This is a genomic window from Ornithinimicrobium cryptoxanthini (assembly GCF_023923205.1).
Lineage (GTDB): Bacteria > Actinomycetota > Actinomycetes > Actinomycetales > Dermatophilaceae > Ornithinicoccus > Ornithinicoccus cryptoxanthini.
The window spans coordinates 3,573,703-3,592,495 of record NZ_CP099490.1; the positions used below are offsets into that span (position 1 = coordinate 3,573,703).

Annotated in this window: 18 protein-coding genes; 7 read left to right on the forward strand and 11 right to left on the reverse strand. The window is 70.0% G+C overall.

Annotated elements, in window-relative coordinates:
* Positions 1-39: 39 nt before the first annotated feature.
* Positions 40-1,695, reverse strand: a complete 1,656-nt coding sequence (hutU, locus tag NF557_RS16515; protein WP_252620863.1) for a urocanate hydratase — start codon at positions 1,693-1,695, stop codon at positions 40-42.
* A 214-nt stretch (positions 1,696-1,909) separates the two neighbouring features.
* On the reverse strand, positions 1,910-3,535 hold the full coding sequence (gene hutH / locus NF557_RS16520; RefSeq protein WP_370584198.1) for a histidine ammonia-lyase: 1,626 nt from the start codon (positions 3,533-3,535) through the stop codon (positions 1,910-1,912).
* A 1,038-nt stretch (positions 3,536-4,573) separates the two neighbouring features.
* Between hutH and NF557_RS16525 the strand changes: the two genes are divergently transcribed.
* Together NF557_RS16525 and NF557_RS16530 are read left to right on the forward strand one after the other, a co-directional pair.
* Positions 4,574-4,939, forward strand: coding sequence for a PRC-barrel domain-containing protein (locus tag NF557_RS16525; RefSeq protein ID WP_252620865.1), 366 nt, complete (start codon positions 4,574-4,576; stop codon positions 4,937-4,939).
* Between the two features lie 71 nt (positions 4,940-5,010).
* Positions 5,011-5,778: an IclR family transcriptional regulator gene (locus tag NF557_RS16530; RefSeq protein WP_252620866.1), complete on the forward strand. Its 768-nt coding sequence runs from the start codon at positions 5,011-5,013 to the stop codon at positions 5,776-5,778.
* 5 nt (positions 5,779-5,783) lie between these two features.
* Here NF557_RS16530 and NF557_RS16535 read toward each other — a convergent pair whose 3' ends face one another.
* Entirely contained in the window at positions 5,784-6,584 is an 801-nt protein-coding gene (locus tag NF557_RS16535) for a MerR family transcriptional regulator (protein ID WP_252620867.1), read from the reverse strand.
* Positions 6,585-6,760: 176 nt separating this feature from the next.
* Here NF557_RS16535 and NF557_RS16540 point away from each other — a divergent pair, with 176 nt between their 5' ends.
* The gene (locus NF557_RS16540) at positions 6,761-7,753 is read left to right on the forward strand and encodes an NAD(P)H-quinone oxidoreductase (RefSeq protein ID WP_252620868.1); all 993 of its coding nucleotides are present in this window, start codon (positions 6,761-6,763) and stop codon (positions 7,751-7,753) included.
* Positions 7,750-8,418: a bacterial proteasome activator family protein gene (locus NF557_RS16545; protein ID WP_280923973.1), complete on the forward strand. Its 669-nt coding sequence runs from the start codon at positions 7,750-7,752 to the stop codon at positions 8,416-8,418. The genes NF557_RS16540 and NF557_RS16545 overlap by 4 nt, the downstream gene beginning before the upstream one ends.
* Positions 8,419-8,766: 348 nt before the next feature.
* On the opposite strand, the gene NF557_RS16550 is transcribed toward NF557_RS16545, so the two are convergent.
* The 4 genes from NF557_RS16550 to NF557_RS16565 are packed head-to-tail and all read right to left on the reverse strand — an operon-like array spanning position 8,767 to position 12,862.
* On the reverse strand, positions 8,767-9,828 hold the full coding sequence (locus NF557_RS16550; protein WP_252620869.1) for a hypothetical protein: 1,062 nt from the start codon (positions 9,826-9,828) through the stop codon (positions 8,767-8,769).
* Positions 9,825-10,337 (reverse strand): NUDIX hydrolase, encoded by a 513-nt coding sequence (locus NF557_RS16555; RefSeq protein ID WP_252620870.1) that lies wholly within the window; start codon positions 10,335-10,337, stop codon positions 9,825-9,827. The genes NF557_RS16550 and NF557_RS16555 overlap by 4 nt, the downstream gene beginning before the upstream one ends.
* Positions 10,337-11,155: a hypothetical protein gene (locus tag NF557_RS16560; RefSeq protein WP_252620871.1), complete on the reverse strand. Its 819-nt coding sequence runs from the start codon at positions 11,153-11,155 to the stop codon at positions 10,337-10,339. The genes NF557_RS16555 and NF557_RS16560 overlap by 1 nt, the downstream gene beginning before the upstream one ends.
* A gap of 33 nt (positions 11,156-11,188) precedes the next feature.
* Positions 11,189-12,862, reverse strand: coding sequence for an FAD-binding dehydrogenase (locus tag NF557_RS16565; protein WP_252620872.1), 1,674 nt, complete (start codon positions 12,860-12,862; stop codon positions 11,189-11,191).
* Positions 12,863-12,927: 65 nt separating this feature from the next.
* Between NF557_RS16565 and NF557_RS16570 the strand changes: the two genes are divergently transcribed.
* On the forward strand, positions 12,928-14,556 hold the full coding sequence (locus tag NF557_RS16570; protein WP_252620873.1) for a metallophosphoesterase family protein: 1,629 nt from the start codon (positions 12,928-12,930) through the stop codon (positions 14,554-14,556).
* Positions 14,557-14,739: 183 nt separating this feature from the next.
* Here NF557_RS16570 and thpR read toward each other — a convergent pair whose 3' ends face one another.
* Entirely contained in the window at positions 14,740-15,309 is a 570-nt protein-coding gene (gene thpR / locus NF557_RS16575; RefSeq protein WP_252620874.1) for an RNA 2',3'-cyclic phosphodiesterase, read from the reverse strand.
* Between the two features lie 91 nt (positions 15,310-15,400).
* Between thpR and NF557_RS16580 the strand changes: the two genes are divergently transcribed.
* Complete coding sequence (locus NF557_RS16580) at positions 15,401-16,315, forward strand: carbamate kinase (protein WP_252620875.1); 915 nt, start codon at positions 15,401-15,403, stop codon at positions 16,313-16,315.
* 17 nt (positions 16,316-16,332) lie between these two features.
* Complete coding sequence (locus NF557_RS16585; RefSeq protein WP_252620876.1) at positions 16,333-16,614, forward strand: YciI family protein; 282 nt, start codon at positions 16,333-16,335, stop codon at positions 16,612-16,614.
* A gap of 37 nt (positions 16,615-16,651) precedes the next feature.
* On the opposite strand, the gene NF557_RS16590 is transcribed toward NF557_RS16585, so the two are convergent.
* The 3 genes from NF557_RS16590 to NF557_RS16600 all read right to left on the reverse strand — a co-directional run bounded on the left by NF557_RS16590 (position 16,652) and on the right by NF557_RS16600 (position 18,694).
* Positions 16,652-17,386: a VOC family protein gene (locus tag NF557_RS16590; protein ID WP_252620877.1), complete on the reverse strand. Its 735-nt coding sequence runs from the start codon at positions 17,384-17,386 to the stop codon at positions 16,652-16,654.
* Positions 17,383-17,526, reverse strand: coding sequence for a ribbon-helix-helix domain-containing protein (locus NF557_RS16595; RefSeq protein WP_252620878.1), 144 nt, complete (start codon positions 17,524-17,526; stop codon positions 17,383-17,385). The genes NF557_RS16590 and NF557_RS16595 overlap by 4 nt, the downstream gene beginning before the upstream one ends.
* A gap of 85 nt (positions 17,527-17,611) precedes the next feature.
* Complete coding sequence (locus NF557_RS16600) at positions 17,612-18,694, reverse strand: trans-sulfuration enzyme family protein (protein WP_252620879.1); 1,083 nt, start codon at positions 18,692-18,694, stop codon at positions 17,612-17,614.
* Positions 18,695-18,793 lie beyond the last annotated feature (99 nt).

The following is an 18,793-nucleotide window of genomic DNA, read 5'->3' on the forward strand; positions in this document are numbered from 1 at the left end:
AGAGCCACCTCAGAAGTTGTCCACAGGTGCTCCCCCGGTTCACTCCTCGCGCATCGGCACCCGCACGCCACGCTCGGCGGCGACCTCCTCGGCGATGTCATAGCCGGCGTCCACGTGCCGGATCACTCCCATGCCCGGGTCGTTGGTCAGCACGCGCTGCAGCTTCTGCGCCGCCAGCTCGGTCCCGTCGGCCAGCGACACCTGCCCAGCGTGCATCGAGCGACCGATGCCCACGCCGCCACCGTGGTGCAGCGACACCCACGAGGCGCCCGAGGACGTGTTGACCAGGGCGTTCAGCAGAGGCCAGTCGGCGATGGCGTCCGAGCCGTCCGTCATACCCTCCGTCTCGCGATAGGGACTGGCGACCGACCCCGCATCCAGGTGGTCGCGGCCGATCACGATCGGCGCCTCGACCTCACCGCGGGCGACCATGTCATTGAACTTCAGGCCGGCCTTGTCGCGCTCGCCATAACCCAGCCAGCAGATCCGCGCCGGCAGTCCCTCGAAGGCGACCTTCTCGCGCGCGCCACGCAGCCACTTCTGCAGGTGGTCGTTGTCGGGGAACAGGTCCATCACGGCCTTGTCTGTCGCATAGATGTCCTTCTCCTCCCCCGACAGTGCGACCCAGCGGAACGGGCCCTTGCCCTCACAGAACAGCGGGCGGATGTATGCCGGGACGAACCCTGGGAAGTCGAAGGCCCGGTCGTAGCCGCCCTTGCGGGCCTCGTCGCGGATGCTGTTGCCATAGTCGAAGACCTCGGCGCCGGCGTCCAGGAAGCCGACCATCGCCTCGACGTGCTTGGCCATCGACCCCTGCGCACGGTCGGTGAACTCCTCAGGCTTCTTCTCGGCATACTGGGCCCAGTCCTCGAGCCCGACGCCCTCGGGCAGGTAGGACAGCGGGTCGTGCGCGGAGGTCTGGTCGGTCACGATGTCGATCGCGACGCCGCGACGCAGCAGCTCGGGGAAGACCTCGGCCGCGTTGCCGACGACACCGATCGAGACCGCCTCGCGGGCCTCCTTGGCGGCCAGAGCCCGCTCGACACCGGCATCCAGGGAGTCGGCGACCTCGTCCAGATAGCGGCTCCTGACCCGCCGGCGCAGTCGCGCCTCGTCGACGTCCACGATCAGGCACGTGCCACCGTTGAGGGTCACCGCCAACGGCTGAGCCCCACCCATCCCGCCACACCCGCCGGTCAGGGTCAGCGTGCCCGCCAGCGTGTCGTTGAACTTCTTGGCCGCGATCGCGGCGAAGGTCTCATAGGTCCCCTGCAGGATCCCCTGGGTGCCGATGTAGATCCAGGACCCGGCCGTCATCTGGCCATACATGGTCAGGCCGAGGTGCTCCAGGCGCCGGAACTCCGGCCAGTTCGCCCAGTCCGGCACCAGGTTGGAGTTGGCGATCAGCACCCGAGGAGCCCACTCGTGCGTCTGGAAGACCCCGACGGGGCGACCGGACTGGACCAGCATGGTCTCGTCCTCGCGCAGCGTGGTCAGCGTGCGGACCATCGCGTCGAAGCTCTTCCAGTCGCGCGCGGCGCGGCCGGTGCCGCCATAGACGACCAGGTCGTCGGGGCGCTCGGCGACCTCGGGGTCGAGGTTGTTCATCAGCATCCGCAGGGGGGCCTCGGTGGCCCAGCTGCGGGCGGTCAGGGTCGTGCCGCGTGCTGCGCGGACGGGTCGGGCGCCTTCCATGGTGCTCTCCTTTGAGTATGCCGAGGGGCGGGCTGTCAGGGTCTGGTTCCGGTGGTCGGTGGTTCCGGTGGTCGGTGGTTCGGGTGGGTGGTTCGGTGGTGGGTCGTGCGGTGATCGGTGGTGTGCTGCTGGACGAAACCACTACGAAAATGCGGGCGAGGCCTACGAGACCGCTACCAAAATGCGTGGGAGGTCAACGAAACCCCTATCTTTTTTAGTGGAGCGGGCCGGTGACCGACTCGGCCGCCCGGCGGACGGCGCCGTCAGCGACCAGGTCGACCACGGTCTCGATCTCGGGGGCCAGGAAGCGGTCGGGGCCGGGGCCGGGGACCGGGTCATAGCCGGCGCCCTCGATCTCGTGGGCCTCGCCGGGCACCTGGCCGGTGCGCAGCAGCCGCACGACAGCGGCCGTCGCCGGGGCCGGGGTCAGTGGCGCGCGCAGGTCGAGCGCGCGGGCCGCAGTGAGCACCTCGACGGCGATCACCCGCGTCAGCCCGTCGACGGCCCGGCGCAGCTTGCGGGCGCCGGACCAGCCCATCGACACGTGGTCCTCCTGCATCGCCGAGGACGGGATCGAGTCGACGCTGGCGGGGTTGGCCAGGCGCTTGAGCTCGGAGACGATCGCGGCCTGGGTGTACTGCGCGATCATGTGGCCGGAGTCGACACCCGGGTCGTCGGCCAGGAACGGGTTGAGCCCGCGGTTGCGGGCCACGTCCAGGAACCGGTCGGTGCGCCGCTCGGAGATGCTGGCCACGTCGGCGGCGACGATGGCCAGGAAGTCGAGCACATAGGCGACCGGCGCCCCATGGAAGTTGCCGTTGGACTCCACCCGCCCGTCGAGGGTGACCACCGGGTTGTCGACGGCGGCAGCGAGCTCGCGGTCGGCGACGGTCGCGCAGTGCACCATCGTGTCGCGGGCGGCGCCGTGCACCTGGGGGCTGCACCGAAGGGAGTAGGCGTCCTGCACGCGGGTGCAGGCGTCGGGGTCGCGGTGGCTGTCGCGGATCGCGCTGTCCGTCATCATTCTGCGCAGGTTCTCGGCCGACAGCGCCTGACCCGGGTGCGGACGCAGCGCCTGCAGGTCGGCGGCGAAGACGTCGTCGGTGCCGAGCTGCCCCTCCACGCTCATCGCGGCCGCGATGTCGGCGGTGGTCAGCAGCGTGTCCAGGTCGGCGAGCGCGAGCACGAGCTGGCCGAGCATCCCGTCGGTGCCGTTGATCAGGGCCAGCCCCTCCTTCTCGGCGAGCTGGACCGGCTCGATCCCGGCGGCCGCCAGAGCCTCACCGGCATCACGCACGTCACCGTCGGAGTCCCGGACCAGCCCCTCCCCCATGACCGCGAGCGCACAGTGCGCCAGCGGTGCCAGGTCGCCGGAGCAGCCAAGCGAGCCGAACTCGTGCACGACCGGCGTGATTCCGGCGTTCAGCAGCGCGGCATAGGCCTGCGCCGTCTTGACCCGGACACCGGTGCGTCCCGTGGCCAGCGTCGACAGCCGCAGCAGCATCGTCGCGCGCACCACCTCGCGCTCGACCTCAGGCCCCGAACCGGCGGCGTGGCTGCGGACCAGGCTGCGCTGCAGCTGGGCGCGCATCTGCGTGGGGATGTGTTTGGTCGCCAGCGCGCCGAACCCGGTCGAGATGCCGTAGTGCGGGACCGGGTCCTCCGCCAGTGCCTCTATCACGGCCCGACTGGCAGCGATGCCGTCCACCACCTCCGGCGAGAGCTCCACGCGGGCACCGTGCCGCGCGACGGCGACGACCTCTTGCGGCGAGAGGGCTCCGGGCTGGACGATAACGGTCGACAGTGCGTCAGGGGGTGCGGTGCGGCTCATGGGTGCCATTCCACCGCTTCCCTTGCCCTGCCGCACCTCGCCACACGCCGATGGTGTCTCACCTGTGGGACAGAGCGAGGTGGGTTGTCGGCCGCGCAGCAGTGCGTATGCCGGGTGCAGGGCTCCCGCCCACCCCACCGGGAAAGCACCATCGAGGCCACCTACGACGACGTGGCGGCACGGCTCGGCTAGCCGGCCGACCACGGGCCGAGACAGGTGAAGGGCCCTTCGGCAGTATGAGTGCCAAAGGGCCCTTCGGGGTGATGGGTCAGGGTGACGTCCCCATCGATCCAACCGTTCTCCGTGGTCCCACCGGCACCGTCACCAGTGCTGGTGCGACGAGCGAACCCGTCGTGCGGACTACTTCATCCGGTCGATCCCGCCTCCCTTGCGGGTGGCGTAGGACATTTCTATGTCATTCCTGGGCGGTGCGCAAGAGCTTTGGGGCAGAATTTGTGAAGTATTTTTTGTGCACAGGTTTATGCACACAAAATCGGTCTTTGTCCACTGGAAATCGTGAGTTGTCCACGATGTGTCCACAGGCGCCTGTGGACGACGTGATCGCCGGCCTGGTGTGCGGCCGGGCGAGGGGACTCAACTGTCCGGCCAACACGGCATACACACAGGTGAAGGGCCCTTTGGCAGTATGAGTGCCAAAGGGCCCTTCGGGCGACAGGACGAGGGTGACGCTCCTGTCGATGCACCGGTCTCTGTCTTCCCACCAGCAGTGTCACCTCGCTGGCGTGAGGGGCAGGGCCCCTCACAAAGGATCCAGTGTTCCGGTCCATCCGCCGCCCCTTGCGGGATGGCGTGAGTCATTTCTAGTTCTTTTCCCGACCGGGCGCAAGGGGTGCGGCACACTTTTTTGTCGCCAATGTGGTGATCAGCACAGTTCTGCACAGCTCGCGGCATGTTATCCCCCGGTTTACCGAAGGTGTCCACAGCTCGTCCACAGGCCGATGTGGGTCTTGCGGGGCGGTCCGGACAGTGGTTACGTGGACGGAGTCAGGCCCAGACAGAGGGGCCTGGGCACAGAAGGAGCAGACGATGATCACCAAGGAAGAGCTCCACGACCTCATCGCGCAACAGGCCGAGGTGCACGACAACCACGACCGGCCGGTCGGGCAGTTGCGTCGGATGTTCTTCGACGAGAGCACCGGTGACCTGGAGTGGGTCACTGTGCAGACGGGGAAGTATGCCGGCCATGAGACCTACGTCCCGCTGCGGGGGGCGTCGGTGGACCTGGCCAGCGACCCTCCCCGGCTGAGGCTCGGCTTCGGCAAGGGCCTCATCGACGACGCACCGCTGATGGCCGAGGAGAAGATCTCCCGCACCGAGCACCACCTCTCGGCGGGGCAGGAGAAGCAGCTCTATGCCTACTACCGCTTCAACACCCACGGTTCCGACGACTGAGGGCACGGCCGGTGTCGCGCTGCCGCACGACATACTGACGCGGTGACCGAGCCCACAACCCCTCGCTGACCGTGCCGTCCGCGCCCGCCGTCGGACAGGCCCTGACCGTGCTCAAGGTGCTGGCCCGCCGGGCCGGCCCGGTGCCCGCCGCGTCGATCGCCCGGGAGCTCGGGCTCGCCCGCTCGACGACCTATCGGCTGCTCGACGCGCTGTCCGCACAGGGGTTCGTCGTCCACCTGCCGGAGGAGCGGCGCTACGGGCTCGGTGTGGCGGCCTTCGAACTGGGTTCTGCCTATTCGCGCCAGGAGCCGATGCAACGCCTGGCCCGCCCCCTGCTCACCCGGCTGGCGGACCGCGTGGGACACAACGCGCACCTGGTGGTGCTGCATGGACGCGATGTCCTCTATGTCATCGAGGAGCGGGTCGCGGGTCGGCCCTCGCTGGTGACCGACGTCGGGGTGCGGCTGCCGGCAACGCTCACCGCCAGTGGTCTGGCCATCCTGGCCGCGCTGCCCACGGCACAGGTCCGCGCGCTCTATCCCTCGACCGCGGCGTTCGTGCAGCGCCACGACCAGGGCCCGACGACGTTGAGCCAGCTGCGCCGGCTGCTGGTCGACGTCCGGGCGAGCGGTTTCGCTGCCGAGACGGGCTCGGTCACGCCCGGCCTGGCCTCGGTCGCCTGCGCCGCCTTCGACCACAACGGTCATCCGGTGGCGGGGATCGCGGTCACCTATCCCGTGGACGAGGCGGACGACCGTGACCGCACTGAGCTGGTCACGGCCGTCCGTGGGTGCGCCGATGAGCTCACCCGGCGACTCGGTGGCGCGGCGCGCTCCTAGCTGGGCTAAGAGGACGCATTGTCGGCGCGGTCGGCGTTGGCGTGGATCGCGTCCCGCACGAACTGCGCGAGCCCGGGCCTGATGTCCTCATAGGTCTTGGTGAAGCGCGGGTCCTGGAGATACATGTCGCCCAGATTGCGGTGGAAGTCCGGGGTGATGTCATAGAACCACCGCTCGATGGTCCGGCGGGACGCCTCAGCGGCGTCCATCGCCGCCACGGAGTCGGCCGGCTGGCCAGCCTCCATCGCCGCGACGAACGCGGCGTTGCTGGCGTCCTGCTCGGCCTTGATGTCCTCCCAGTCGGACCTGGTGTAGCGCGCGGTCCGGCGCTGCGACTGCTGCCACGCGTCGGTGTCGCCCCAGCGCTGCTGGGCCTCCTCTGCGTAGTCATCGTCGAAGGCGTCGCCAAATAGCTCGCGCATCTCGTCGTCGGTCAGCTTGTTGCCTGTCATCTCCTGCTCCAGTGCTCGATCGATGGCTGTCACGAGATCGCGCATCTCCTCCAGCCGGGACATGACCGCAGCGCGCTGTCGGTGCAGGTGCTCCACGACCGCTGCGCCGGTCCCGCCGTCGAGCAGCTCACTGATCTGCTCGAGCGGGAAGCCGAGTCGGCGATAGACCACCACGTGCTGCAGGCGGGTGAGGTCCTCGTCTGTGTAGAGCCGGTAGCCGGCGGCCGAACGCTCACTCGGGGACAGCAGGCCGATCTCGTCGTAGTGGTGCAACGTGCGCACCGTCACGCCGAAGGACTCGGCCACCTGTCCCACCGTGAGCACCGTCAGCTCCTGCACCTGCTGTCCGGTCATGTCCACAACCATGTGGCCTCACGTCGCGTGAGGGTCAAGCCCATTATCGGGAAGCGGGGGTGGGCCGGAGCCTATGCTCGCGGATGAGTCGCTATCTGGTCGTCCGCGCCCTGCGCGCCGAGGCGGCTTGCATCCCTGGACGCGTTGGTCTGAGTCAATCGGCCTAGAGTCGGGGCATGCGCGCGATCACCATTCCGACACCGGGCGAGACCGACGCACTGGTCCTGGCCCACGTTGACGCACCGACTCTGAGACCCGGGGAGGTCCGCATCGAGGTGGTGGCCGCCGGGGTCAACCGCGCGGACGTCATGCAGCGCAAGGGCTTCTATCCGCCCCCACCCGGCGAGTCCGAGCTCCCCGGCCTGGAGGTGAGCGGCACCATCGCCGAGCTGGGTGAGGGAGTCGACGGCTGGTCGGTCGGCGACGAGGTGTGTGCCCTGCTGAGCGGCGGGGGGTATGCCGAGCAGGTGACCGTCCCGGCCGGCCAGGTGCTGCCGGTGCCCCAGGGGGTCGACGTGCGTGACGCGGCCGCGCTGCCCGAGGTGGCCTGCACCGTCTGGAGCAACGTCTTCCTCACCGCCAACCTGCAGCCCGGTGAGGTGCTGCTCGTGCACGGCGGCTCCAGCGGCATCGGCACCATGGCGATCCAGCTGGCCCGCCAGGTGGGAGCGCACGTGATCGTCACCGCCGGCTCGGACGAGAAGCTGCAGGCGTGCTCGGACCTCGGCGCTGAGCATCTGATCAACTATCGGGACCAGGACTTCGTCGAGGTCGTGCGGGAGGTCACGGACGACGCCGGGGCCAACGTGATCCTGGACGTGGTCGGCGCAAAATATCTCGGCCGCAACCTCGATGCCCTGGCCACCGGCGGCCGGCTGGTCGTCATCGGCCTGCAGGGAGGGCGCAAGGGCGAGCTCGACCTGGGCAAGCTGCTCAGCAAGCGCGGCGCCGTCATCGCCACGTCGTTGCGCTCGCGCCCGACGGCGGAGAAGGCGACCATCGTGGCCGCGGTCCGCGAGCACGTGTGGCCCCTGGTGGCGGACGGACGCGTGCGCCCGGTCATCCACCAGAGGTTCCCGCTGGCCCAGGCTGGCCAGGCCCACCAGCTGATGGAGGACAGCAGCCACATCGGCAAGATTCTGCTCGACGTCGAAAGGACGAACTCATGACTGAGCACACCCCCCAGGACCAGCCGTCGGACAAGGCGACAGACCAGGCGTCGGACAAGACGACAGACCAGGCGAAGGAGTCCGACGGCCAGGCCGAGCAGCGGCGGATCGTCGTGGTGACCCAGGACGGCATGGGCGTGGCCAGCCCCGAGGGCGCGGACGCCGCCAGCGACTCGGCCGAGACCAAGCAACGCAAGCCGACCGAGCTCGTCGAGCAACCCGCCAAGGTCATGCGCCTGGGCACGATGATCAAGCAGCTGCTCGAGGAGGTCAAGGACGCCCCGCTCGACGAGGCCGGTCGCGCCCGTCTGGCCGAGATCCACCGGCGCTCCCTGACCGAGCTCGAGCAGGGGCTCGCCCCAGAGCTGGTCGAGGAGCTGGAGCGGATCACGCTGCCCCTGGCAGACGGCACGCCCAGCGAGGCCGAGCTGCGGATCGCCCAGGCCCAGCTGGTCGGCTGGCTCGAAGGGCTCTTCCACGGCATCCAGACCGCCATCGTCGCCCAGCAGATGGCTGCCCAGCAGCAGCTGCAGCAGATCAGGCTGGGCCTGCCCGGCGGCGCGGTAGGTCCACCCGGCGCAGGCATGATCCCGGGTCAGCCCCCCGGCCAGCCTGGTTCTTCGAGCGGCCCGGACGACGAGCAGCCGACGGGTCAGTACCTGTAGTCACGTCGTCATTGGCACCGCGGCGTTCTTAGCCGCCACTCTGGTCACACCTGAGCGTGCAGTTGGACGGATCCTTCGCGCCCGACCGGCCTATGGCGTGAAGGAGCCATGCAGTTTTGGACGGATCCTTCACGCTCCGACCGCGTGTGGCGTGAAGGATCCATGCAGTTGGACGGATCCTTCACGCTCCGGCCGCGTGTGGCGTGAAGGATGCATGCAGTTGGACGGATCCTTCACGCTCCGACCGCGTGTGGCGTGAAGGATGCATGCAGTTGGACCTGGGTGGATGGGTGCCTGGACCTGGCGGCGATGGGCGCCTGACGGAGGGGTGGCGATGGACACCAGCCGTCACTCAAACAGGATGTATTCCGGCTGCGGGTCCAGGCCCAGCACCTCGGCGCCGGTCATGATGGGACCGAGGACGAGGTCCTCCTCATAGAACAGCTTGAAACCCGGGACGACGAAGTCCGGCTTGGTCTCGTTGACCAGGTTGTAGGTCTTGATCTTGTCGGAGGGGGCCCCGATGCCGTCGACCGACTTGATCACGACCACGCCAGGGAACTCCTCCATCTCGAGCTCGTCACGGACCACGCCCGGGTGCACCTGGTGATAGACCATCACCTTCTCGGGCAACCCGTTGTCCTCGACCAGGCCCGAGAGGTACTCGGCGACCTCGCCCAGCTCGGCGCCGGTGGTGCTGCCATAGACGCGGCCCGGGATCTGGCCCTCGGACACGGCCCACTCCGGATCGAGCGCGACCCCTACGTCCGGCTCGACCAGCCACTTCTCGTAGTGCCGCACCTCGTCGATGAAGTCGGCTCGGCCCGGCTGGATGTTGAGCAGGAGGATGCCATCGTGGCGGCGGGCGGCGTCGAGGTGGTCCTGGATGATCGACTCGGGGATATAGGTGCGGAACATCCCGTCCGCACCCGGCACCGGGTGCACCACCGTGGCGATGAGCTCCAGGACGGGCAGGATCGGTCGGTCGCCGGCATACTCCTCGCCACGCTCCTCCATCTCCTCGACCTTCTCGTCCAGGTCGCCGATCCCGAGCCGGCCCATCCCCGGCGAGCCGGGCAGGCCGGAGTAGCCGAACAGCCGGAACTCCGGGAAGATCTCGGTGCCGCCGCGAGGCAGCTCGATCACCTCCGGCTCGGCGGTCGTCACGTCGCTATCGTCGGGGGGCAGGGGGCCAGCCGTGGCGTCGACCGGGTCCGGACCGCCCGACCCCGAGGTCGCCCCACCATCGACGGCAGCGGCCGGGTCCGACGGTGCGCCGGACTCCGGCGCATCGCCCGAGCACCCGGCGAGCAGCAGGGCGACCGCACTCCCAATGACGACGACCCCGCGCGTGCGGTGCCTCAACCGATGACCCACTGCGCCTCCTGACGACTCGACCTGACGCCTCATGACGCCTCCTCTACGACGCGCCCCGGCGAGGGCTCGGCGTCGATCTGCTGCACGATCTGCAGGATCCGCCGGGTCTCCCGGTCGGTCTCGTCCAGGTCCTCCAGCCGCCACCACTGTGCCTTGCGGGCCTCGGTCGCCAGCTCGAGGCGCGGTCGCTCGCGCGCACGCACCCGGAAGATCACGTCGATCTGCTGCGTGGAGGCGTGCACCCCGACCGCGAAGACATCGCCGGGCTCGATCTGCAGCCCCACCTCCTCGAGGACCTCGCGCCGCACCGCCTCGGCCGGCTCCTCACCGCGCCCCAGCAGGCCACCGGGCAGACTCCACCCACGCCGGTGCGGCTGCCACAGCAGGAGCACCTCGCCCTCGTGCTCGATCAGACAGACGGCGCCGACGGTGTAGCTCGGCGTCCCGGCCCGCACGAGCGTGCGCTTCAGCGGCCCTGGGATCATCCGGAACCCCACCAGTGCAGCGGTGCCCATCTTGCGCCGCAACGCCTCCAGGTCCATCAGGCACCTCGCAGGGACTCGACGACGAGCGCAGTCTCCGGCAGGCCGAAGTAGTCACGCACGAGCACCCCCAGCTCGAGGTCGTGCCACACCTGCGGGGTGATCACGACGTCCTCGGTCAGGCTGCACGAGGCGCGCCACGTCTCATAGGTGACCCGGCGCCCGTCCACCTCGGTCGAGACACTGGTCAGCGGCAGCCCCTCCGCCTCGGTGACCAGCAGGTCGACCTCGGAGTCGTCCGGCGTCGGGTCGGCCGTGGCGCCTGCCTGGTCCGGGGTGATCGTCACGCTCGCGGCGTCGGCGGGCTCGCCGTCCTCGCCGAAGGGGCAGGCCAGCGGTGCAGCACCAGAGCGCCACCCGTCCACCTGCCGGGGTGTGTATGCCGATCCGGCAGGTCCCGGCAGCCAGTCCGGTCCCATGACGAGCAGGACACCGCTGCACCCGTCGAGAACCGGCGGCGCCTCGGGCGGGACGAGGCACCACTGCAGCGGGGCCACCGCGTCGGCGATCGGCGGCGGGTCGGTGCGCTCCGGCTCCTCCATCGGCACGACGGTCCACGTCTCGGGCATCTGGAAGGAGACCGTGCCGCCGTCGGGGTGCTCCAGCGTGGTGGAGATCAGGGCAGCCGTCGTCGGGGCGGCGTCAGGCCCGCTCGGGGTCGGCGGCGCCTCGGTGACCTCCTGGGTCACCACGGTGGGCTGCCCCTCGCTGTCGGTGGTCATGATCTCGACGGTCTCGACGTCGTCCCCCGTGCACCCGGCGCACAGCAGCACCAGGGTCGCTGCTCCCGCCCACGCGCCACGCATGCGCTCAGCCAATCACACGCACCTGCCGGGGCGCGCCCGAACACCTCACCCCAGGTCGGCGTGGACCGCCCGGCCGGCAGCGCGACCGCTGAAGAGGCACCCGCCCAGGAAGGTGCCCTCCAGGGAGCGATAGCCATGCACCCCACCGCCGCCGAACCCGGCCACCTCACCCGCGGCATACAGCCCCGGGACCGGTGCCCCGTCGGCCCCCAGCGCGCGCGAGCCCAGGTCGGTCTGCACCCCACCGAGGGTCTTGCGGGTCAGCACGCGCAGGCGCACCGCGTGCAGCGGACCGTGCTCGACGTCGAGGAAGCGGTGCGGTGCGGCGGTGCGGATCAGCCGGTCGCCGCGCGAGCGCCGCGCCGCGCGGATCAGCGCGAGCTGGGTGTCCTTGCCGAAGTCGTTGACCAGCTCGGCGTCGCGGGCCTCGATCATCTCGCGGATCCTGCTCGCCTCGAGCAACCGGTCGCCGCTGAGCTCGTTCATCCGCCCGACGAGCTCCTCGATCGTCTCGGCGGAGACGAAGTCGACCCCGTCGTCGATGAACCGTTGGACGGGACCGGGCGCGCCGGGCCGGACGCGGCCCAGCACCTGGGGGATGCTCTTGCCGGTCAGGTCGGGGTTCTGCTCCGAGCCGGAGAGCGCGAACTCCTTCTCGATGACCGACTGCGTCAGGATGAACCAGGAGTAGTCGTGCCCGGTCTGCCGCAGGTGCGCCAGGGTGCCGAGGGTGTCGAAGCCGGGATAGAGCGGCGCCGGCAGCCGGTTGCCCTCCGCGTCGAGCCACAGGGACGACGGCCCGGGCAGGATGCGGATGCCGTGCCGCTCCCACACCGGGGAGTGGTTCTCGATCCCCTCGACGTAGTGCCACATCCGGTCCCGGTTGACCATGCGCGCGCCGCTGCCCTCGACGAGGGGCAGCATCGACCCGTCGACGTATGCCGGCACACCGGCCACCATGTTCTCCGCCGCTGGCGGTGTGCCCAGCCGCTCGGGCCAGAGCTCGCGGACCATGTCCAGGTTGTGGCCGATGCCGCCGGAGGTCACGACGACGGCCTGGGCGGAGTAGTCGAAGGTGTCGACGACGCTGCGGGTGCTGCGCGCTCCCCGCTGGGCCCCGTCGGTGGCCAGCACCTCGCCACGCACGCCGGTGACCGTGCCGTCGGTGGTGACCAGCTCGGTCACCCGGTGCCGGCCGGCCAGGGTGAGGCGGCCGTCGGAGGCGGCCGCGCGGCAGGTGGCCTCGAAGGGGGCGACGATGCCGGGCCCGGTCCCCCAGGTGATGTGGAAGCGAGGCACCCCGTTGCCATGACCGTCCGCGGTGCCGTCGCCGCGCTCGGCCCAGCCCACCACGGGGAAGAAGCGGATCCCCTTGCCGTGCAACCAGGCCCGCTTCTCACCGGCCGCCCACGCGACATAGGCCTGCGCCCAGCGCACCGCCCAGCTGTCCTCGTCGGCGAGCCGGTCGAACCCGGCCGTGCCCTTCCAGTCCCGCCAGGCCAGGTCGAAGCTGTCGTGGATGCCCATCCGGCGCTGCTCGGGGCTGTCGACGAGGAAGAGGCCACCGAAGGACCACCACGCCTGACCGCCGAGGTGCTCGGCCGACTCCTGGTCGACCAGGATGACCGATCGCCCGGCCTCGACCAGCTCGGCGGTGGCGACCAGTCCGGCGAGCCCGGCCCCCACCACGATCACGTCGGCTGACTGCTGCTGGTCCACGGCCTGCTCCTCTCACCTGCCGGATGGGCTGACTCCCGTCCGTGACGCCTAAGATTCCAGATGCCATGACCGAAGTCGAAGAGCCTCTGCCGCGCGGCGTCGATCCGCGTGCTGCCGACGAGCCCTCGAGGTGGGGCCGGCGGTTGCGGGTCGTGCTGACCGTGGCCGTCCTGGCGGTCGTCGGGTATGTCGGCGGAGTGGCCACGACCAGCCTCTGGCCGATCACCACCGAGACCGACAACTTCCGGGCGGCCGTGCGGGTGACCCCGTCGCCGTTCGAGGCGTCGACCGTGCACGCACCGACCGTGTTCGGCGACATCGATCTCCACTTCGCGGGTCTGCTGCCGGCGCCCGGCATCGAGGCCCGGGTCCAGGTCAAGGAGGAGATCACCGACCTGTTCACGCGCGGCCGCGTCGACGTCGCCGACCTGACCCCCAGGGACGGCGAGCTGCGCGCGGCGATGGAGTCGGGCCTGCGCGAGCTCGCGGTGAAGTTCGTCGGCGGGGTGCTGCTGACCAACGTGCTGGTCGTCGGGTTGTGGCTGCTCGGACGCACGCCCCAGCCGAGGCGCCGTTCGCTGAAGGTCATCGGCACGGCGACGGCGCTGGCCGTGGCTGTGCCGTCGCTGTCGGCGGTGACCACCTATCGGTCGACGAACTTCGCGGCCTACGAGGCGACGAGCCTGCTCGGCACGGTGCGCTCCAACAGCGGCATGCTCACCGACATCCAGGGGCAGGCCCAGCGAGCCACGCCATACGTCCAGAACCTGTTGGCCCTCTCGGACGCCCTGCAGCGGGAGTTCGTGCCGGCCGAGACGGCCGCCGAGCCGGGGGCCCGGTTCCTGCTCGTCTCCGACATCCACGGGATGAACTACTACCCGCTGGTCCAGCGGATCGTCGAGGACGAGGCGATCACGGCGGTGATCGACAGCGGCGACATGCTCAACTTCGGGCGGGTCCAGGAGGGGGAGCTGGCGGGGATGTTCTCCGCGATCGAGGAGCTGGGCGTGCCCTATGTCTTCGTGCGCGGCAACCACGATGCGCTCAACGCCCAGGACGAGTCGTTGTTGCGCCGGCTGGAGCAGATCCCCAACGTCATCCTCCTGGAACCGACTGCCGGGGAGTATGCCGAGGCGAACGTCGACGGGGTGCGCATCACCGGCTTCAACGACTGGCGTTACTTCGCCGAGGTCAACGAGGACTTCGGGGCGCAGCAGGCCGCCGCCGCCGAGCGGTTCGCCACGGCGACGGAAGGTTGGCCACTGCCCGACATCCTGGTCAGCCACCAGCCCTATGCGCTCAGGCCGTTGGACACCGGTGGCCTGAAGGTCAACGGTCACATGCACAGCCCGCTGCTGGACGGCAACCGGATCCAGGTCGGCACGTTCACCGGCGGCGGCCTGGTCAACCACTTCCAGGTGCCCGAGGCCACCGGTGAGGACGAGGAGACCGCCGGTGAGCTCGTCGGGCAGCCCTATGCCTTCGACATCCTGTCGTTCGGCACCGACTGCTCGGTCCAGACCCTGACGCGCTACACCTATCGCAACCTGGTGTCGGGGCGCCCGCAGTATGACAACGTCACCGTCATCAACGGCAACCGCGTCGCCCCTCCGGCGGAGGAGGGACGCACCTGCGGCGCGGACCTCGGGGTCTCGACCCAGCCGATCGTGCCGTCCCAAGCCGAAGAGGGCTGACCGAGCGTCCTCCTGCGCGTCCGCCCCGTCGCGTCCACCCGCCGCCGCCGCATCATCCGCGGTGCGCAGCATTCACCTCCGCCCCACACGACTTAGAGCCTCAAGTGTGTCTTGCAGCCTGTTGCAACAGGCTCGAAGACACCGAACCTGCTGTAAGACGGAGGGGAATGCCGCACAGTCGCGTCACCCCAGCGAGAACGTGTGCCGGACCTCATAGCGTGGCGAGCGCCCGGGGCCCTCGCCCAGGTGCGACTGCACGAGGGCGACCTCATCGACGACGAACTCGACAGACTCATAGGCGTCCAGCGCCTGCACCCAGCGGCCGGCGCTGACCCGGCGGGCGGAGCGCGCGACCGTCACGTGGGGTGTGAAGCGCTGGCCGTCGACGTCGGCCCCGGCGTGGTTGGCCTGGTCGCGCAGCGCCCGTGACCAGGCCGCCAGCTCACGGCGTGTCTCCTCCCCGGTCACCCCGACCCACATCACCTTTGCCGCACCCGGGTCAGGGAAGGCGCCAGCCCCGCCCCACGACATACGGACCGGTTGTTGCCTGGCCGCCCACTCGTCTCCGCTGGCGATCAGCTCCTCCTCGCGCCAGTCGGGCAGGTCGGCCAGGAACGCAAGGGTCAGGTGCAGGTGCTGGGTGCGGGTCCACCGCCACACGCGCTCGGTGTCAGCCTCCCGGCGCGGCTCCAGATAGGCCGCCAGGTCCTGGAGCACCTCAGCCGGCGGCAGCACCGCAAAGAACGCGCGCATCGACCCATCGTGCCACCGCGCGCTCCGACGCTCTAGTCTCAGCCCAGGCGACTCAGGCGTTCTGTCGGGGCCGGCGGCACAGGAGGTGCGGATGCGGATCGTGGTGGCCCTCGGCGGCAACGCGCTGCTGCAGCGCGGGCAGGTGCCCGACGCCGAGGCGCAGGTGGAGAACATCCGGCTCGCCGCGCGGGAGCTGGCGCCGCTGACTGACGACCACGAGGTCGTGATCACCCACGGCAACGGACCCCAGGTCGGTGTGCTGGCGATGGAGTCGGCGGCCGACCCGCGGCTGACCAAGTCCTTCCCGTTCGACGCGCTCGGGGCGATGACGCAGGGCCTGATCGGCTACTGGATCCTGCAGGCGATGGGCAACGAGCGTCCCTACCGCCAGTTCGCGTCGATCATCAACCAGACCCTCGTCGACGCCCACGACCCCGGGTTCGCCAACCCCACGAAGTTCGTCGGAGAGCTGTATGCCGAGGAGGAGGCCCGGGAGCTGGCCGACCGGCACGGCTGGCAGGTCAAGCAGGACGGTGATCGCTGGCGCCGCGTCGTTGCCTCGCCCAGGCCGCGGGAGATCATCGAGGGCAAGCTGATCGACCACCTGCTCGACGAGTCGATCATCGTGGTCTGCGCCGGTGGTGGCGGGGTTCCCGTGGTGCGCACCGAGACCGGGGACCTGCGCGGCGTCGAGGCGGTCATCGACAAGGACCTGTCCGCGGCCCTCATCGCGCGGCGGCTGCACGCCGACCGGCTGCTCGTGCTCACCGACGTGGGGCACGTCATGGACGGGTTCGGCACGGATCATGAGACGCCCATCCGGCACACGACACCGTCCTATCTGCGCTCGCTGGACCTGCCGTCCGGGTCGATGGGGCCCAAGGTCGACGCGGTGTGCCAGTTCGTCGAGGCGGGCGGCCCCGGGGTGGCCGCCGCCATCGGCAACCTCGGAGAGGCCCAGGCCCTGGTGCACGGGGAGCTCGGGACCTACGTGACCAGCGACTGAGCGGCATACTGACGACCATGAGCCTGTATGCCGTGCGCTACCGCTACTCCGACGACACCGGTGGGCGGGATGAGCACCGCCCCGCCCACCGGGAGTTCCTCGGCGGACTGGCCGAGGAGGGCGTCGTCGTCGCGTCCGGTCCCCTGCTCGACGGAGGCCCCGAGGCGCTGATCCTCGTCGAGGGTGAGTCGGCCGAGTCCGTGCGCGACCTGCTGAGCCAGGACCCGTTTGCCCAGCAGGGCATGCTCGACTCGGTCGAGATCCGGGAGTGGGACGTCGTCATCGGCAGCGTCGGCTGAGTTTGCCTGGCCGACGCCAGCCCCGCTCGCGCCTTGGTCAGGCGGGCGCCTGGCTGGAGCTGTAGCCGTAGAGGTCCTGCTGCTTCTCGTTGATCCACAGCATCCGTCCCTCCCGGTCCGGGTCCGGGATCTGCAGGGTCCTGCTGTAGGTCTCGTCGATCAGCACCGCCTCGACCCCGGCGGCCTCGAGGGCGGGGATGAGCGACTCGACGTCACCGTCGAACTCGAACCCCAGCTCCACGTCAGGACCGTCGTCGCTGGCGTGCACGGCGACCAGACCGCCTGCGGGACAGACGAAGTCAGTCCACACGTCGCTGTCGGCAGTGACCCGCTGTATGCCGCCCAGCCCGGTGACGACCCGGCGTGCGCCCTCCACCTCGGCTGAGGGGGTGTACCAGATGGGCAGCACCGAGAGGGCCGGGTCTGCCGGTGCGGGCTGCTCGGCCTCAGCGGCCGGGTCGACCGTGAAGGTCGTGCCGTCGGGGGCGGTGACGATGGCCGCGGTCCCGTGCCCCGTCATACCGATCTCGAAGGGCACGCCCGCAGGCCGGGCCTGCTCCGCCCAGGCGTCCAGATCGGGCACCTCCCAGGCCAGGACCGTGGCGCCCGAGGGCTGCTGGTCGCTGGCGGCGTGCAGGGCGAGGCGGCCGGAGCCGAGGGCAAAGACCTCCCAGCCGGGGGCGGTGGTGACCCGGGTGGCGCCGAGGGCGTCCAGATAGCGTCGGTGGGCCGCCAGGTCGGCGGTGAAGCGAATCGGGCTTGCGCAGATCATGACTTCTCCTCCAGGTAGTCGCGGACGATCCTTTCGATCAGGGCCGACATGCTGATGCCCTCGTCGACCCCACGGTGCTTGATCTCGCGGATGAGGTCCTTGGGCAGATAGACGTTGAACTGTGCTTTGTCGTCGGGCATGTAGGGAACGCTAACACTCTTCTAGATTGCTAGCAAGTGAGCATCCGCGCGTTCCGTGGCCTGGCGCGCGCGACCAGGCGCACGCTCAGGCCTGGTCGAGCGCCTGCGCCAGGTCGCACCAGAGGTCCTCGACGTCCTCGATGCCGACGGACAGCCTGATCAGGGACTCAGGCACGGTCTCGACCTCGAGGGGCTGCGCGCGCCGCCGCTCGAGCTGGGACTCGACCCCGCCCAGGCTCGTCGAGTGCGTCCACAGCGAGGTGGCCGCGCAGACGCGGTCGGCACCGTCAGCCCCACCGTGCACCTCCACGGCGATCATCGCGCCGAGCCCGGGATAGCGCACGCGAGTGACCGCCGGGTGCGCGCTCAGCCGGTCCACTAGCTCGGCGGCGCTGGCGCAGGCACGCTCCAGCCGGACGGACAGGGTGCGGATCCCGCGCAGCACGATCCAGGCCTCCATCGGGCCGGGGATCGCACCGTGCAGGGAGCGCCGGGTCAGGAGCCGGGCGTGCAGCTCACGGCCAGGGTCGGTCGGCGCCGTCACCAGGGCCCCCAGCAGCACGTCGGAGTGACCGGAGAGATATTTGGTCGCCGAGTGCACCACGATGTCGACCCCGTCGGCCAGCGGGGTCTGCAGCAGCGGGGTGGCGAAGGTGTTGTCGACGGCGGTGACGATGCCGCGCGCCCGGGCCTCCCTGACCAGCGCCGGGAGGTCGGCCACCTCCATCATCGGGTTGGTCGGCGACTCGATGTAGAGCAGGTCGGCGCCGTCGAGCTGGGCGAGCACCGCTGCCGTGTCGGAAATATCCACGGCGCTGACCTCCAACCGTCCCTCGCCCGCCATCTCGGTCAGCAGCCCGGTGGTCCCGTTGTAGGAGTGGGCCGGCGCGACGACGCGGCCGCCCATCGGGACCAGGCTCAGCACCGCGTCGATCGCCGCCAGCCCCGAGGCGAAGGTCAGGGCGTCGCCACTCTCGAGGCCGCCGATGACGTCCTCCAGGGCGGTCCACGTCGGGTTGCCGACCCGCGCGTAGTTGACCGGGCCGCCGGCGAGATAGGTGGACGTGAACGTCACGGGCTCCACGACCGGCGCACCGGGAGCGCGCTCCGGCCGGCCGAGGGCGACGGCCAAGGTGGCAGGGGTCAACTGGTCGTGCTCTCGGTCCATCTCTGCAGGTTAAAGCATCCCAGTCTCTCCGCGATTGGTGACAGGGGTTATACATCACGTGGGGCGTTATATTTGTGATACGTCACGCTCAGGTGCGTG